This window comes from Sphingorhabdus contaminans, from assembly GCF_007280415.1.
GTDB classification, from domain to species: domain Bacteria; phylum Pseudomonadota; class Alphaproteobacteria; order Sphingomonadales; family Sphingomonadaceae; genus Sphingorhabdus_B; species Sphingorhabdus_B contaminans.
This window is the reverse complement of the sequence record NZ_VKKU01000002.1, coordinates 799,078-814,682: the sequence shown is the minus strand read 5'-3', so window position 1 is coordinate 814,682 and position 15,605 is coordinate 799,078. Positions and strand designations below refer to the sequence as shown.

Below are 15,605 nucleotides of genomic sequence, written 5' to 3'. Positions count from 1 at the left end.
GCCGGTTCGTCCGGGCCCTCACGCTGCCAATACTGCGGCGGTTATGTCCGCTCGCCTCATACGCTTGGCGGCCCTATGCTCCCCGGTGGCACTAAAAGCAAGATAATATTAGCTGGTCGCAATATTCGGTAACATTATCTGCCGCGTTTTGGCGATTCTGTAACCCCGCGTTAACCATCTATTAGGGCATTTCGTTCACAGATTTCCCCGATACATATCTACGGGGGATTACAAGTGATTGCTCAGGGCCAGAACTCAGTTGACGTGGCGATTATCGGAGCGGGGCCTGCCGGCCTGACTGCGGCATATCTCCTGACCAAAAAAGGATATAGCGTCACCGTCATCGAGAAGGATGAGCGCTATGTCGGGGGCATCAGCCGGACTGTCGAAGTAGACGGCTATCGTTTTGATATTGGCGGGCACCGTTTCTTTTCAAAGTCGAAAGAGGTCGTTGACCTGTGGAATGAAATCCTGCCCAACGACTTTATCCAGCGTCCGCGGATGAGCCGCATCTATTATGAAGGAAAATTCTACAGCTATCCCCTGCGGGCATTCGAGGCCCTGTTCAATCTGGGCATCGTCCGTTCCACCCAATGCATGATCAGCTATGCGAAGGCAAAGCTCTACCCCAATACAAATGTACGCAGCTTCCAGGACTGGACGATAAACCAGTTTGGCGAAAAGCTGTTCTCGATCTTTTTCAAAACCTACACGGAAAAAGTATGGGGTATGCCGTGCGACGAAATGTCTGCCGACTGGGCCGCACAGCGTATTAAGGGCCTCAGCCTCGGTGCCGCCGTCGTCGATGGCCTCAAACGGTCTTTCGGTCTGAACAGGAAACCGAATGACGGCATGGAAACCAAGACATTGCTGGAAACCTTCCGCTATCCGCGTCTGGGACCCGGCATGATGTGGGACGCGGCCCGCGACTTTGTGGTGTCGAATGGCAACACGGTATTGATGGGCCACCGCTTCAAGCAACTGGCACAGGACAGCAATGGTGACTGGCGCTTGTCGGCAACCCGGACCGATGGCACCGAAGCGTTGATTTGTGCAAAGCATGTCATCAGCAGCGCGCCGATGCGCGAGCTTTCGGCACGTATCCACCCGCTGCCACAATGTTCGATGCCCGCCATGAATTTGCGCTATCGTGACTTTTTGACGGTCGCCCTGATGATCAAGTCGAAGGATCTGTTTCCCGACAACTGGATTTATATCCACGACAGCAAGGTACAGGTTGGCCGCGTACAGAATTTCCGCAGCTGGTCGCCCGAAATGGTTCCCGATCCCTCGATTGCCTGCGTCGGCCTTGAATATTTCTGCTTCGAAAATGACGGCCTCTGGTCGTCGAGCGATGCCGATCTTATCGAGCTTGCTAAAAAGGAAATGGCGATCCTTGGGCTGTGCAAGGCAGAGGATGTCGTGGGTGGTGCCGTTGTCCGTCAGGAAAAGGCCTATCCCGTTTATGACGATGACTATGCCGCCAATGTCGAAGCCATGCGGTCCGAACTCGAAACGCTCTACCCGACCCTGCATATGGTAGGCCGGAACGGGATGCACCGGTATAACAACCAGGATCATGCCATGATGACGGCCATGCTGACGGTCGAAAACATCGTCGCAGGATCGCGCGTCTACAATATCTGGAACGTGAACGAAGACGCCGAATATCACGAAGCCGGCGATGAAGGTGCACAGCAGGTCATGGTTGCAAAGGTGACCGAGGACCAAGCCGCTGCGCTCGAGTCCGAACGCGAAGTTCCGCGCCGTATCGTCAAGGATACGGACGATAACGGCCAAGGCCGCAAGATCGGCCAGGCTGCCTAAGCGCCATGGACCGCGCAATCGCCTCGGCACTGGTGCTCTGGCACCGGTTTACGATCACGCGCTATCTCGCCGCCAGCATCATTGCGCTGCTGTTTGACGTGGCGTTGTTTTCCGGCCTTGTGGCCGTGGCGGTCGACCCGACCATTGCGTCGGCGGCAGGCTATTGTGTGGGTATCGTCATCCACTGGCTGGTCAGCGCCAATATTGTCTTCACGGGCAAGACACGCGATGGCGCGGCGCTGCATGTGCAACGGGCTTTGTTTGCAGGCTCTGCTCTGGTGGGCCTCGGGATTACTGTCACCACCGTCGAAATTCTCGGCCGCTTTGGTATCGAACCCATCGCGTCAAAAGCCGTGGCGATCGGCATCAGTTTTGTTGCCGTCTATGCCATGCGCAAATGGGGGGTATTCCGGTGACAACCTTGACCGCCCAAGCCGCAAGACCTGCCCTTTTGCAGGTTGATGACGAAGTCCGGAAATTCGGAAACTGGATCCTGATATGGGTGGTGCTGGCCAATATCGGCTTTGCCGCCATGTGGTTTTCAGGCGCACCCCCGCGGCATATGGAAATAGTCTATGCTGGGCTGATCGGGCTTGTCGTCAAACGCATGCCCTTTGCGATCCGCTATCTGGCCTTTGTGGGCATATTGACCTTCTCGACATTGAAATTTGTTGGCGGGCTGTTCAATCTCGACATGTCGTCGCTCTTTTACTCATTGCAGTTCTTTGCCGAGATCAAGCCTTCAAACTCGTTCGATTATATCGCGGGCGCGGCGGTTATTATCGGTGTGATGATTGCCGCCTACAAACTTTTGCGCCGCGACAGCGATTTTGCGCGGCCGATGCTCATCATTGCTGCCGCCGCCGCCTTTGTGTCGCTTGCCGCTGTCGACTTGTGGATGGGCAAGGATATGCGCGGCCATTATTTCCGCGCCGCACCCGAAGGTGCGCTTTTCGGTTCGGCAACAGGGGACAGCGGATTTGCCGCACGGGCCGATGGCAAGCGCCATCTGGTTTTGATCGTGGTGGAGGCCATGGGCCTGCCCAAGGACAATCCCGAAATGGCAAAGCTGTTGTTCGCGCCGCTTGTCGACAATAGCGCTGTCCAGGCCCGGTACGAATTCAAGCGCGGAACCGCGCCCTATTATAACAGCACCACCGCTGGTGAAATCCGTGAATTGTGCGGGCGCTGGGGCGATTATTATGACCTTCTCGACCGCAAGGATACAGGGTGCCTGCCCAGTGTTCTGGCGAAAAAGGGCTATGACACGCTGGCTATGCACAGCTTTACCGGCTCCTTCTTCAAGCGGGAACAATGGTATCCCAATATCGGTTTTGCCAAACGCGAATTCGGCAAGGACATGATGAAGGCCGGCGCCGAAAAATGCGGCGGTGTGTTTCCCGGCGCGTGCGACCGGCAGATACCGCAGCAAATCGCGGCCAAGCTGAAGGCGGCGCAAAAACCGACATTCCTGTACTGGCTGACGTTGAATTCCCATTTGCCGGTGCCGTCGGGACTCAATCTGAACGTCGACAATTGCGAGCGTGTTTCGGCCTTTCTGAAGGCGGAATATCCGCAGATCTGCCGCCAGTTTGCCATTTACCACGACATCCAGACTGCTCTGGCGGATGAGATTACCGCGTCCGATTTCCCCGATGCGGACATCCTGCTCGTCGGCGACCATATGCCGCCCTATTTTGACCGGCATCACCGGACCCAGTTCGATCCCGGCCATGTTCCCTGGCTCTATCTGCGCCGTAAAGATGAGGCAGACAAGAACGCTGCACCGCGTTAAAGCGAGGCGGGGGTATCCGATGAACTTTGGGGCGCAAAAAGGTCGCGAGACGATGCCGGTGCGGCTGCTGGCGATATTATGGCTATTGGTAAGCGTCGCTCTGGTCTGGTCGAGCTGGCCGCAGATCGGCACGCTGGCGGGGTGGGACCCCGATGACGCCCTGCGGCTCGTGCAGTTGCGCGATTTTCTGAACGGGCAGAGCTGGTTTGACACCACACAATATCGCATGAACCGCCCCGACGGCGCGCCGATGCACTGGTCGCGGCTGGTCGAAGTTCCGCTTGCCCTGATTATCCTGGCTCTCCGCCCGCTGACGGGGCAGATGTGGGCAGAGATTGTCGCCGGGATTGCGGTGCCGCTGCTGCTGCTCGGCTGGGTCAGCTACATGCTTGCACGGATCGCAACCCACATCGCATCGCGGGAAGCAGGCGTTGCGGCAGCGCTGATAACGCTGTCATCGGGCGCGTTGCTCCTGCAACTGCGTCCCATGCGGATCGACCATCATGGCTGGCAGATTGCCATGGCCGTGCTTGCCCTTTCCACCCTGTTCCGTGCCGATGTGCGCAAGGCCGGTATCCTGCTCGGGCTTGCCTTGGCGGTATGGCTGCATATCTCGCTTGAAGGTGCGCCGATGACTGCGGCCTTCTTCCTGTTTCTCGGCATCGGCTGGGTGCGGGGATCGGGTGTTGAGGGGCGGCTTTTCTGGACGATCATCAGCTTCACCCTGTGCACAGCGTTGCTCTTCTTCGGGACGCAGGCGCAGGGGCTTTACGCTGCGACCTATTGCGACACCATTTCGCCGCCGCACATGTTTGCGATTGCCGCCGCCGCTTTTGTCATGATCCCTGCGACCTATCTGAACCCGGTCCGGTGGGAAATGCGTCTGGGCGCGGCAGCATTGGCCGGTGGTCTTGCACTCGCGCTCTTACTGTCGATGGCGCCCCAATGCGTCGGCGGTGCATTTGGCGGCATGGACCCGCTGGTCCGTACGTACTGGTACAGCAATGTCACCGAAGGCCTGCCCATCTGGCACCAGCCATGGCGGGTCGCGCTGAACCTGTCGGCAGGGCTGGTTGCAGGCGCAATCAGCTGGTTCCTTTTGAGCGCCCGTGTACGGGGCGAAGCCCGGGGCCAGCTTTTGACGATCGGCTTTTTCCTTTTCTTCGGACTGCTGCTGTCCTTGCTCGTCGTTCGCACCATTTCGGTGGCGACCGCCTTTGCCATCCCCGTGACCGCCAGCTTCATCGCCGTGCTTTTCCGGCAATATCGCCAGGCCAAGGTTCCGATCCGCAGAATTGGCCTGATTGCCGCGATCCTTGTTCTTCTGGTTCCCGGGGCTGCCATGTCGTCGCTGATCCGTGCGCTGCCGGACAGTGGCAATGCCAGCACGGCCAAGGCCAAAACCAAGGCTGCCGATATATTGTGCCAGTCGGCCCCGTCGATCCGTGCGCTTGGTTCTCTGCCCAAGGGGAATTTTCTGTCGACCTTCGACATGGGCCCCACGATTCTGGCGCAAACACCGCATAGCGTGCTTGCCAGCAGCCATCACCGTAACGAGCAGGCGATGCACGACCATATCCAGATGTTCCGTTCCCCACCCGATGCCGCGCACAAGCTGATAAAGGCGCGGGGGATCGATTATCTGGCGCTGTGTACCGCGGAAACCGAGCTTGCCATTTATGCCCGCAAAGATCCGGCTGGATTATGGGCACAGATGGAAAAGGGGAAAGTTCCGCAATGGCTTGAACCGCTGGGAACGCGGGGCGAGGGGATCAAGGTCTGGCGCGTGCGTTAAACGTGCATCTTTCAAAGATGCATGAAATCGCGGTCAAAGCTTTTCAAATGGGCGCCGCCGTCGACAAAAATTGTCTGGCCGGTCACATCCGTCGCCCGCGCAAGATACAATACAGCTTCGGCCACCGCCTGGGGTGAAGGCAGGGCTTCCAACGGCATCATCCGGGCCAGGCGACCCTCAAGCGCGTCGTCATAATCGTCGGTGGAAATGACAAGTCCGGGTGCAACACCATTTACCCGCGCCGCAGATCCGAAGGATGCGGCCATCGACCGGACCGAAGCCGCCAGCGCCTGTTTGGACAAGGTGTAGCTGACCTGGTCGCGATGCGGATTGGTGATACGCTGGTCAAGAATATGGACAATGGCGGGTCGCTGGCCGCCACCGGCCGCCTGTGCAACTTCCTTTGCCAACAGCAGCGGCGTAAACAGGTTCAGCCGGAAATGGGCTTCCAGAGAATGGACATCCATGCCGTGCCAGTCATCCTGTCCAAACATGGCGGCGTTATTGACCAGCAAATCCACAGGCCGGCCAAAATGTGCCGCCACTTCGGAAATGAGCTTTCCCGCATTTTCGGGATTTCCAAGGTCGCAGGTAAAAGCATGCCATTCGCTATTCTGCCCGGCCATAATCTGCAGCAGATCTGCATCGGGTTCCTTGTCCACATGGCTGACCAGCGCAAGGGCATAGCCCGCCTTCGCCAGGGTCTTTGCAATTTCGGCGCCCAAGCGGCGCTTGCCGCCCGTGACCAAAGCGAGCGGCGCGCCGACTGTCATTTGCGGCTCCGCGCCATTGTGATGCCGATGGCTTCCCCGTCTTCGGCAATGGCCAGTTTAACGATCTTGACGCTGATATGGCTGATACGCGCATCGTCGGCGAACAGCTTTTCGATGATGTGGTCGGCAACCGCTTCGATCAGGGTGAAATGGACACCTTCGGGAAGATGGGTCGCCGCCTCTTTCAACGTCATATAGTTTTTAGACGCATCCAGCGGCGTGTCCGGTGTGTAGCGATCGGCAATATCCAGTGTCGCGCTGATCGAAATTTTCAGCGGTTGCGGCAAATGTGTTTCCTGGCTGTAAATGCCGGTGAGGACATTGACGACCAGATCATGCACTTCAAGTATCAGGGAGTCGGCCATAATCCTCCTTATCGCGACCAGCGCGCGAATATTGCAGTGGGCAACAACAGGCCCCGCGCCTGTTCCCGGACGGCCAGTTCCCCGAACTCGACCTTGCCACCCAAATCCGCGAAATGGGAATGGAGTAATCCACCCAATGCCAGTGCCGACATCCGGACCGCGTACACCGTCAGGAACAGAAAATGGGATTGATCATCCAGCAATTTGCGGCAATTGGCGATGAGACCGGGCAAATCTTCCTCCAGCCGCCACACTTCCCCTTCGGGCCCGCGGCCATATTTGGGCGGATCCAAAAGGATGCCGTCATACCGCTTTTCCCTGCGGACTTCACGGGCAACAAATTTTGCAGCGTCGTCGACGATCCAGCGGATCGGCCGGCCGCTCATGCCCGACATTTCCGCATTGGCGCGGGCCTGGGCGACGGATTTTTTTGAGGCATCGACATGCACCATTTGTGCGCCTGCCGCAGAAAGGGCGAGTGTCCCGACGCCGGTATAGCCAAACAGATTCATCGCCACCGGATTTTCCACGCCGGCCAGTTCACCACGCATCCAGCGCCAGACCGGGTCCATATCCGGGAAAAATCCCAGATGCCGGAACGGTGTGCACTGTGCATTGAAAGTGACTTCGTCGTTCCAGACAAGCGGCCATCCATCCATCGGAACCGGACGGTTGTTATACCAGCGACCGCCACCATCCTCGTCCGATCCCGGCACAAATTCGGCATCCGCATCCCAGTCTTCCGTCGCCGGTGCCCACATGGCCTGTGGTTCGGGGCGGATGAAACGGCGGTCGCCATAGCTTTCATATTTCCGGCCATTGCCGCTGTCGATCAGGGTATAATCGGGGCGCGGTTCGCTGGTCAGGGTGACGAATCGGGTTTCCATGTTCGGCTTTAATGTGCGTTCAGGCCAGATATCATCGCGCGGCCCTTGCGAGAACATAGTCGCGCACCGCGTCATAATCACCCGGCAAAATGTCAAAACGCTCTTCGCGTTCAAACAGATTGGCGAGGCGCTGGGGCAGGGCGGGACGAACACCGGTGGCCCGTTCCACTGCGTTGCGGAACTTTGCCGGATGTGCGGTGGCAAGGGTTACCACCGGAATATGCGATGCGATTTTTTCGGCGCGCGCGGCATGCAGCGCGATTCCGGTATGCGGATCCAGAACTTCCCCGCAATGTTCATAGGCCCAGCGCATCGCCAGCGCCATGTCATTGGCATCGGCCCGCGCGCTGACAAATATATCGGCTTTGGCCCGCATTTCGGCGGCGATCTGCATGTGGCCACTGGCCTCAAAAGCCCGCATCCGTGCCAGCGTGGCCGCTCCGTCGCGACCCTCCAGATCGAACAGAAGACGCTCGAAATTGCTCGACACCTGGATATCCATCGACGGCGCTGCCGTCGGGGTAACGCCCGACACCGAATAGTCACCATGGGCCAGGGCACGGTGCAATATGTCGTTCACATTGGTGGCAACGATCAGCTTTTCAATCGGCAATCCCATCCGGGCAGCGACATAGCCTGCAAAGACATCACCGAAATTGCCGGTCGGGACGGAAAAGGCAATGGCACGATCGGGCGCGCCAAGCCGCAGGGCCGAAGCAAAATAATAGACGACCTGCGCCATCAACCGGGCCCAGTTGATCGAATTGACGGCCGACAGGGTCAGGGGACCATTGACGTCGCTGTCACCAAACATGCGTTTGACCATCGCTTGTGCGTCGTCAAAACTGCCTTCAATGGCGATATTGTGCACATTGGGGGCAAGGATCGTCGTCATTTGCCGCCGCTGCACATCCGATACCCGGTCGTGCGGGTGCAGCATGAAAATCTCGATCTGGTCGCGCCCTGCCACGGCATCAATGGCGGCAGAACCCGTGTCGCCCGACGTCGCGCCCACAATTGTCAGTTTCTTGTCGGTTCCAGTCAGAAAACGTTCGAACAACTGGCCCAGCAACTGCAACGCGACATCTTTGAATGCCAATGTGGGGCCATGGAACAGCTCGAGCAGAAAATGCTGGCTGTCGAGCTGCTTCAGCGGGACAATCGCACCATGGGCAAAACTGCCATAGGCGGCTTTGCAGAGGTCCTGCAGTTCATCCTCGCTCAGAACGCCCTGGGTAAACGGTGCCATGACGCGTGCGGCGAGCGCCACATAGTCCAGCCCGCGCATGTCGGAAATCTGGTCGGGTGTGAACCGCGGCCAATGACGCGGAACATAGAGCCCGCCGTCACTCGCAAGACCGGTAAGGGTGACGCCTGCGAAATCAAGGATATCCGCATTTCCGCGCGTGCTGAAATATTCTGTGCTGTTGTTGCCCATAGCGCGCCCGCCGTTAGCGGTGCGGGCAGCTTTCCGCAAGATTATTGCAAATCGGCGCGGATAAATTCGGCTGCACGCTCTCCGATCATGATGCTGGGCGCATTGGTGTTACCCGAAACCAGCCGCGGTATGATGCTGGCGTCGGCAACATAAAGGCCATCCAGCCCCCGGTATTTCAGCCGTGGATCGACCACCGCATCGGCATCGGAACCCATGCGGCAGGTTCCTACCGGATGGTATACGGTGTCGGCGCGGCTGCGGATCAGGGCATCCAGTTCGGCATCATTGTCGATGTTGACGGGGTGACGGTCTATTCCGCCATAGGCCGCGAGCGACGGTGCGCTGAAAATGCGATGCATCTCGCGCACGCCACGGCGCAGGGTTGCCATGTCGCGATCATCGGTCAGGAATGCGGGATCGATCAGCGGTGCTTTGCGAGGATCGGGCGAGGCGAGGCGTACGGTGCCGCGGCTTTCGGGACGAAGGACGCAGGCGTGGCAGCTAAATCCGTGGCCCTTCACCTTGGTGCGCCCGTGATCTTCCAGCATGGCGGGCACAAAATGATATTGGATGTCGGGTGCGGGCGCATCGGCAGTGGACCGCCAGAAACCGCCGGCTTCAGCAAAACATGTGGTCAGAATTCCGGTCCGCTTGCGCCGGTGTTCGAAAAATGCCTTTGCCATACGGATCGTGCCGCGCAGGGAATCACCGAAAAAATCGTCTTTCGACGTGGTTTCGAAACTCGAAACATAATCGATATGGTCCTGCAAATCTGCGCCGACCGCCTGCTTGTCGTGCACGACATCTATGCCGACGCTCTGCAGATGTGCTGCGGGACCGATGCCCGATAACTGCAATATCTGCGGACTTCCGAACGCACCTGCCGAAAGCACAACCGCGCCGCGCGCACGGATGGTGCGTTTCCGGCCCCAGCCCTGGGATATGACGACGCCTGTGACGCGCCCGTTTTCGACCAGGATTTTTTCCGTAAGGGCGCCGGTGATGATCTCCATGCGGTCGCGGGCCGGTTCGACATATGCCCGCGCGGCTGTCCAGCGTTCGCCACCTTTTTGTGTGACCTGATACAGGCCGAAACCATCCTGGCTTGCGCCGTTGAAATCCGAATTGCGTGGCAGTTGCAGCTCCGCCGCCGCTTCGATGAAGGCAAGGCTTCCTGCTTGCGGCCAATGCTGGTCCATGACCGACAGGGGGCCGCCGGTGCCATGAAACGGGTTGGCACCGCGGGCATTGTCTTCGCAACGTTTGAATATGGGCAGCACATCCGCATAGGACCAGCCATCGCAACCAAGCGCGGCCCAATTGTCATAATCCCATTGGTGGCCGCGTATGTAGACCATGGCGTTGATTGCACTCGACCCGCCCAGCCCGCGCCCGCGCGGTTGATAGCCTGTCCGGCCGTTCAGTCCCTTTTGAGGTACGGTTTCATATTTCCAGTTGGACGCACCGCGGATGAAGGGCATGAATCCCGGCGTTTTGATCAGCATATTGTTGTTGCTGCCGCCGGCTTCGATCAGGCATATTTTAAACCGGCCACCTTCGGAAAGGCGCCCTGCCACCGCGCTGCCAGCCGATCCACCGCCAACCACGATGATGTCAAATTCGTCCATGCCGTCTCCTCTTCGGTGGAGGGTTTAATCGGACGGTTAATTGCTGGCAAGAGTGTAAATAAGGCTATTCCGCAGGCTGATTCTGTTGCCGGTCAAGCCAGCGCTGCCGGATGGTGTCCGACGTGTCGCGGCTGTTGTCATGGCTCCAGCCCGGCGGCCGCCATGCGTAAGACAACTTGTGCTTCCAGGGTGCCGACCAGATATCCCGCGCGATCCCCACCCATTCGTGGAAAACCGACCATAACAGGTTGAAGGTTCCCAGTTGCTTGACGATTCCGTAACGGATTTTCTCGCCCTCGACCTCTTCGGTAAAGGTGCCGAACATCCGGTCCCAGATGATGAAGACACCGGCATAGTTGCGGTCCAGATAGCGCGGATTGGTGGCGTGGTGGACGCGGTGATGGCTGGGGGTGTTCATGATGAATTCGAACCAGCGGGGGAATTTGTAAATCGCCTCGGTGTGGATCCAGAACTGGTAAATCAGGTTGATGGCCCCCACGAACAGGATCATCGCCGGATGGAATCCGATAAAGACCAGGGGCAGGCGAAACAGGAAGGTGAAGGCGAAAAAGCCGGTCCATGTCTGCCGCAGTGCGGTCGACAGGTTGTAATGCTGGCTGCTGTGGTGGTTGACATGCGCTGCCCAGAACCAGCGGACGCGATGGGCGGACCTGTGGAAGACATAATAGAAAAAATCATCCAGGACAAAGCAGGCGATCCATGCCCACCAGGTCCAGGGGATGGTCGTGATGCGAAAGCCATAGCCCCACATGGCGATGGCGAACATGGTGCCGCCGAACAGCGCACCTGCAACAGTACTTCCGGTGCCGAGCGCCAGCGACGTCAGCGTGTCGCGCGGCTCGTATTTCTCGGGCGCATTCCGGCGCACCCACAGCATTTCCAGAATGACGAGCAGGATGAAGAAGGGGACGGCATAGTCGACAGGATTGAACAGTTTTTCGGTCATGTGCGTAAATGCCTGAGGCCCGAAGCCCAATATTGTGCGTCTTTACCAAGGTTGAGCGTGACCCGACCAAATGTTCGCTCGCCGGTGCCGACGGTCAGGAAATTCTGGTCCAGCCTTGTCTCGCTATGGTTGTCGAGCAGGCGTCCGGCAAAATGCGCGCCGTGGCGGCGGACAAGCAGATGTCGCCCCTGGGCATCCCGCATCAATGCGCCGATGCCGGCCTTGTCGATGGCAATATCGACGGGATCAAATCCGCAGATAATCTCCTCGGCAATGGCGCGGGCCTGTTCTTCGCTGCGGATACGCACATCGCCGCCCAGCCCGAGTTTGCGTGCCAGCCAAGCAAGAAACAGGATGGCCGCGATGGACCCGCCCAGTTTCAGAAGCTCGGCCACCATGGGTGTCATGAGGCGCGTCCGCGGACCATGTCCATCATCGCCGTCACGGGCGAAAGATCATATCCGGCATCTGCGGCCTGCTCGCTCAGCACCGCGGGATGGTCGCCGCGCGACGCCCGGGCCAGTGCCCACAGCAAGGTCGAACGTGTCCCCGACCGGCAATAGGCAAGCACCTTGCCCTCGGCCTTGTCCAACGCATCTGCCATGGCGGTCACCTGCCATTCGGCAAATCCGGCATGGGTCACCGGAATGGCGACATAGGCGATCCCGGCCGCTTTTGCTGCGGCTTCAATCTCTGCGCCCGGGGTCTGGTCGGCCGATTCATCCTCCGGCCGGTTGTTGATGATCAACGTGACGCCCTGTTCGGCCGCAGCAGCAACGGCAGCGCAGTCGATCTGCGGGGCGACAAGGATTTTATCGGTCAATTTTCTGAACATGGCTCGACCCATATTTTAATCATGCAGTTAGCACAAGCGGTGTGCATCATGCGGCCGTCTGGAACTGGCGCACTACGGCCAGAAACGCCTCGCCATAGGCGTCCAGCTTGCGTGCCCCGACCCCGTTGACGAGCGCCATGTCCGCCCGGTTCCGCGGTTTCAGCATCGCCATGTCGCGCAGCGTGGAATCGTGGAATATGACATAGGGCGGCACGCCCGCCTCTTCCGCCAGCTCGCGGCGTTTGGCCCGCAGGGCATCGAACAGGGGATCGCCAAGCGGATTGCCGCCCCCGCGCTCACGCCGTTTGCGACCTGTGGGCACGAGGGCAATCTCGATCCTTTTTTCGCCGCGCATGATCTGCCGTGCATCACCCGCCAGCTTCAGGCCGCCATGTTCATTGGCAACCAGGCTGCCCCGCGCCTGCAATGCCCGCGCCAATGGCTTCAGCGATCCGGCTTCCTGGTCATCGACGATGCCATAGACCGACAACTGGTCATGCGCGAATTTGAGGACGCGTTCGTCGCTTTTGCCGGTCAGAACCTTTTCCAGGTGGCCAACCCCAAATATCTGCCCCGTCCGGTACACAGCCGAAAGCAGCTTTTGCGCGAGCTCGGTTGCGTCCTTTACCGCTGGTGCCTCCAGACAATTGTCGCAATTGCCACATGTCTCGGGCGGATCTTCGCCAAAATGGCGCAGCAATATCGCGCGCCGACAGGCGTGGGTTTCGACAAGACGCGACAGGGCGTCGATACGCACCCTCTCCGCATCACGGCGTTCGTCCGGCAATTCGGCCAGCCGTTCGCGCGCACGGGTAAAGTCGCCCGCAGACCACAGCATATGGGCCACCGCCGGATCGCCATCCCGTCCGGCACGGCCGCTTTCCTGATAATAGGATTCGATTGACTTTGGCAGTCCTGCATGGACCACAAAGCGCACATCCGGCTTGTCGATACCCATGCCAAAAGCGACCGTTGCCACCATCACCATATCTTCCGACGCCACGAAATCGGCCTGTGCCTTTGCGCGAACATGTGGCTCCATGCCCGCATGGTAGAAGCGCGCGGTCCGTCCGGTTGCGGCAATCTGTGCCGCGATCTTTTCGGTCCGGTCGCGTGTCTGTGCATAGACAATGCCGGCGCCATTCAGTGAACGGACCAGCGAAGCGACCCCGCCTTTGCCGCCGCCGGTCATGGCGTAGCGGATATTGGGCCGGTCAAAGCCGGAGACGATGATGCCGTCCGGCGATATGCCAAGCTGTTCGGCAATGTCCGCCCGCGTATGGGCATCGGCCGTGGCCGTCAGGGCGAGACGGGGGACCTCTGGGAAATCATCCATCAAGGGCCGCAACAGTCGGTAATCCGGACGGAAATCATGCCCCCATTCGGATACGCAATGTGCCTCATCGATGGCGAAAAGCGCTATCTTGCTCTCCCGCAACAGGCCACGGAATTCAAAGCTGTTCGCCCGTTCCGGCGCGACATATAAAAGATCGAGCTGCCCCTGTCGAAAGCGGTTCATGGTTTCGGCCCGGTTATCGTCTGCCGAAGTCAGCGTCGCTGCCCTGATACCGACGGCATCGGCCGCCCGCATCTGGTCATGCATCAGCGCGATCAGGGGAGAAATGACGATGGTCGTGCCGTCCATCATCACGCTCGGCAATTGATAGCACAGGGACTTTCCTGCCCCCGTCGGCATCACGGCCAGACTGTTCCGACCAGCCAGCACCCGCGACACAATATCTTCCTGAACCCCGCGAAAGGCCGGAAAACCAAAGACACGGTGCAATATGTCGGCAGCTTTAACTGGTACAGGGGCGGTTGCCATCGCGCCACCCTCTAACCCTGATAACTCTTCCAGGATAGACCGTGATGCGACCATGAAGCGACTCCGCTGTGGATAGTTGAGTCGCTTTGGAACAATTAAAGAACAGATTTAGGCCTGTAAAGGCTCCGCGCTTAAGAAACAGGGTTCAGAGTTTGAAACGCAGAGTTGCCCCTGCGCTTACTTCCTTGCCCCATGGCCCGGTATAGCGGCCGGCATAAACGGCAATTCTTTTGCCGGGGCCAATAGCCTTGCTGAATTCGGTGGATATTGACTGTTCGCGGCGAAGATAGTTTTCGCGCTTTTGCGTCGCGACAAAGTCCATGCGCAAATCGGAAGACTTCCCTATCCGGGCATTCCAGCCAGCATATACTTCATTCACGTCGCGACCGGAGGACCATCTGGTTTTGAGATTGGCTTTGCGGGCGCCGCCGGCCCACAGGCTGAACCGCCCAATTTCGGATCGCACACCCAGATCCGCCATGAATTCCGTCCGCCCTCTGCCCAGTCCGGTCTGAACATCCCCTGTGGGCAGTTCTGCCCGAGCCAGAGTGTCGACAAAGAATTTGGAACTGAGCGCGAATGTTCGCCGCGCGGAGATTCGTACATCGGTTGCACGCGCCGCACGTTTGGCGGCGCTACCGTCGTGCAAGGGCGCCGCAGGAAGCGCAGCCGTCGAGGGTACCGAAGGTGCCAGAGCCCGGACTTCCCGGACGATGGACGTTTCAACCTCCACATCCACTCCGGCGACCTTCGTTTCGACCAAAAGCGGCGTGAAGGAAAAACCGGCATATACCCGTTCTTCATCCTCGAGATTGGGGTGATTGGGCGTGTAATCGCGCTCGGCCGCGACGGCCGGATTCAATACGGTGCCTGTAATTGCCACCAGCAATAATATGAGCGTCAGTACCGCGCGTTTCACTTTATGCCCCCATTGCATAAAAGCATCCGACCGGATGTGCCAGAATTTCGGGTGCGCTTCCCGATGCGGGAAGCGCACTCCGCCATGTTCAGCGGCGACGGATGGTGTCGCGCGATTTGTCCGGTACTTTTGCGCTGCCGGGGTCACGTACATCCACGGACTGCGTGGTGACGGCTTCGCCATTGGCAGTTGAAACAGGCGCAGGCGCCGGAGCATCCTTATTCTTGTCGACGCGCGGAAGGCGGCCGGGATCACGCTCGTCTTTGGCAAATGCCGAAGCAGGAGCAATCAGCATCGCGGATGCAAGGCCGAGGGTAAGCAGGGTGCGGGCTTTCATATAAACCTCCTCTGGAAGAACATGTCAGCGCGATAAAAAACGCGCCACGATTCCCCGCTATCACCCGGAAAATGTGGATCAATGTGATTAACCAAAGTTGCATTTGAAGCGCGAAGTCCCGCGAAATTCACACTAACCTATTCAGAATTCACGCAGCAGATGGTGAAGATATTTGGTTAACGCAGTTCAGGTACACCGCAATTGTTTCAAAAAA

The 15,605-nt window shown here is 58.7% G+C and carries 15 protein-coding genes; 4 read left to right on the top strand and 11 right to left on the bottom strand.

The features are described from left to right. Nucleotides 1-234 precede the first annotated feature (234 nt). Genes FOM92_RS12105 through FOM92_RS12090 form a run of 4 tightly spaced genes read left to right on the top strand, consistent with a single transcriptional unit; the run spans nucleotide 235 to nucleotide 5,417 of the window. Nucleotides 235-1,827 (top strand): NAD(P)/FAD-dependent oxidoreductase, encoded by a 1,593-nt coding sequence (locus FOM92_RS12105; RefSeq protein WP_425473387.1) that lies wholly within the window; start codon nucleotides 235-237, stop codon nucleotides 1,825-1,827. Between the two features lie 5 nt (nucleotides 1,828-1,832). Continuing rightward, nucleotides 1,833-2,243: a GtrA family protein gene (locus tag FOM92_RS12100; RefSeq protein WP_143777118.1), complete on the top strand. Its 411-nt coding sequence runs from the start codon at nucleotides 1,833-1,835 to the stop codon at nucleotides 2,241-2,243. Beyond that, on the top strand, nucleotides 2,240-3,622 hold the full coding sequence (locus tag FOM92_RS12095) for a sulfatase-like hydrolase/transferase (protein WP_170226877.1): 1,383 nt from the start codon (nucleotides 2,240-2,242) through the stop codon (nucleotides 3,620-3,622). The genes FOM92_RS12100 and FOM92_RS12095 overlap by 4 nt, the downstream gene beginning before the upstream one ends. Nucleotides 3,623-3,641: 19 nt before the next feature. Then, nucleotides 3,642-5,417: a hypothetical protein gene (locus FOM92_RS12090; protein ID WP_143777116.1), complete on the top strand. Its 1,776-nt coding sequence runs from the start codon at nucleotides 3,642-3,644 to the stop codon at nucleotides 5,415-5,417. An 11-nt stretch (nucleotides 5,418-5,428) separates the two neighbouring features. On the opposite strand, the gene FOM92_RS12085 is transcribed toward FOM92_RS12090, so the two are convergent. From FOM92_RS12085 to FOM92_RS12035, 11 genes are all read right to left on the bottom strand, one after another. Then, entirely contained in the window at nucleotides 5,429-6,190 is a 762-nt protein-coding gene (locus tag FOM92_RS12085; protein WP_143777115.1) for an SDR family oxidoreductase, read from the bottom strand. After that, a complete protein-coding gene (locus tag FOM92_RS12080) occupies nucleotides 6,187-6,555 on the bottom strand; it encodes a dihydroneopterin aldolase (protein WP_143777114.1) in 369 nt (122 codons plus the stop codon). The genes FOM92_RS12085 and FOM92_RS12080 overlap by 4 nt, the downstream gene beginning before the upstream one ends. Before the next feature lie 8 nt (nucleotides 6,556-6,563). Further along, entirely contained in the window at nucleotides 6,564-7,442 is an 879-nt protein-coding gene (locus FOM92_RS12075; protein ID WP_143777113.1) for a class I SAM-dependent methyltransferase, read from the bottom strand. Between the two features lie 31 nt (nucleotides 7,443-7,473). Next, nucleotides 7,474-8,880, bottom strand: coding sequence for a threonine synthase (thrC, locus tag FOM92_RS12070; RefSeq protein ID WP_143777112.1), 1,407 nt, complete (start codon nucleotides 8,878-8,880; stop codon nucleotides 7,474-7,476). Nucleotides 8,881-8,921: 41 nt separating this feature from the next. Next, nucleotides 8,922-10,508: a GMC family oxidoreductase gene (locus FOM92_RS12065; protein ID WP_143777111.1), complete on the bottom strand. Its 1,587-nt coding sequence runs from the start codon at nucleotides 10,506-10,508 to the stop codon at nucleotides 8,922-8,924. 64 nt (nucleotides 10,509-10,572) lie between these two features. Continuing rightward, nucleotides 10,573-11,475: a sterol desaturase family protein gene (locus tag FOM92_RS12060; protein ID WP_143777110.1), complete on the bottom strand. Its 903-nt coding sequence runs from the start codon at nucleotides 11,473-11,475 to the stop codon at nucleotides 10,573-10,575. Beyond that, nucleotides 11,472-11,882 carry a hypothetical protein gene (locus FOM92_RS12055; RefSeq protein WP_143777109.1) on the bottom strand — a complete coding sequence of 137 codons (411 nt, stop codon included), beginning with the start codon at nucleotides 11,880-11,882 and terminating at the stop codon, nucleotides 11,472-11,474. Before FOM92_RS12055 ends, FOM92_RS12060 begins: the two co-directional genes overlap by 4 nt. After that, nucleotides 11,879-12,310 (bottom strand): protein tyrosine phosphatase family protein, encoded by a 432-nt coding sequence (locus FOM92_RS12050; protein ID WP_143777108.1) that lies wholly within the window; start codon nucleotides 12,308-12,310, stop codon nucleotides 11,879-11,881. Before FOM92_RS12050 ends, FOM92_RS12055 begins: the two co-directional genes overlap by 4 nt. 46 nt (nucleotides 12,311-12,356) lie before the next feature. Continuing rightward, on the bottom strand, nucleotides 12,357-14,135 hold the full coding sequence (gene recQ / locus FOM92_RS12045) for a DNA helicase RecQ (protein WP_143777830.1): 1,779 nt from the start codon (nucleotides 14,133-14,135) through the stop codon (nucleotides 12,357-12,359). A gap of 145 nt (nucleotides 14,136-14,280) precedes the next feature. After that, nucleotides 14,281-15,054 (bottom strand): hypothetical protein, encoded by a 774-nt coding sequence (locus FOM92_RS12040; protein ID WP_143777107.1) that lies wholly within the window; start codon nucleotides 15,052-15,054, stop codon nucleotides 14,281-14,283. 88 nt (nucleotides 15,055-15,142) lie between these two features. After that, a complete protein-coding gene (locus FOM92_RS12035) occupies nucleotides 15,143-15,391 on the bottom strand; it encodes a hypothetical protein (protein ID WP_143777106.1) in 249 nt (82 codons plus the stop codon). Nucleotides 15,392-15,605: the final 214 nt, after the last annotated feature.

What these genes read in the sequence shown, in the direction of transcription:
- FOM92_RS12100 (WP_143777118.1), top strand. Translation starts at nt 1,833, where the DNA reads ATGGACCGCGCAATCGCCTCGGCACTGGTGCTCTGGCACCGGTTTACG.
- FOM92_RS12090 (WP_143777116.1), top strand. Translation starts at nt 3,642, where the DNA reads ATGAACTTTGGGGCGCAAAAAGGTCGCGAGACGATGCCGGTGCGGCTG.
- FOM92_RS12055 (WP_143777109.1), bottom strand. Translation starts at nt 11,882, where the DNA reads ATGACACCCATGGTGGCCGAGCTTCTGAAACTGGGCGGGTCCATCGCG.
- FOM92_RS12080 (WP_143777114.1), bottom strand. Translation starts at nt 6,555, where the DNA reads ATGGCCGACTCCCTGATACTTGAAGTGCATGATCTGGTCGTCAATGTC.
- thrC (WP_143777112.1), bottom strand. Translation starts at nt 8,880, where the DNA reads ATGGGCAACAACAGCACAGAATATTTCAGCACGCGCGGAAATGCGGAT.
- FOM92_RS12035 (WP_143777106.1), bottom strand. Translation starts at nt 15,391, where the DNA reads ATGAAAGCCCGCACCCTGCTTACCCTCGGCCTTGCATCCGCGATGCTG.
- recQ (WP_143777830.1), bottom strand. Translation starts at nt 14,135, where the DNA reads ATGGCAACCGCCCCTGTACCAGTTAAAGCTGCCGACATATTGCACCGT.
- FOM92_RS12075 (WP_143777113.1), bottom strand. Translation starts at nt 7,442, where the DNA reads ATGGAAACCCGATTCGTCACCCTGACCAGCGAACCGCGCCCCGATTAT.
- FOM92_RS12065 (WP_143777111.1), bottom strand. Translation starts at nt 10,508, where the DNA reads ATGGACGAATTTGACATCATCGTGGTTGGCGGTGGATCGGCTGGCAGC.
- FOM92_RS12085 (WP_143777115.1), bottom strand. Translation starts at nt 6,190, where the DNA reads ATGACAGTCGGCGCGCCGCTCGCTTTGGTCACGGGCGGCAAGCGCCGC.
- FOM92_RS12060 (WP_143777110.1), bottom strand. Translation starts at nt 11,475, where the DNA reads ATGACCGAAAAACTGTTCAATCCTGTCGACTATGCCGTCCCCTTCTTC.
- FOM92_RS12050 (WP_143777108.1), bottom strand. Translation starts at nt 12,310, where the DNA reads ATGTTCAGAAAATTGACCGATAAAATCCTTGTCGCCCCGCAGATCGAC.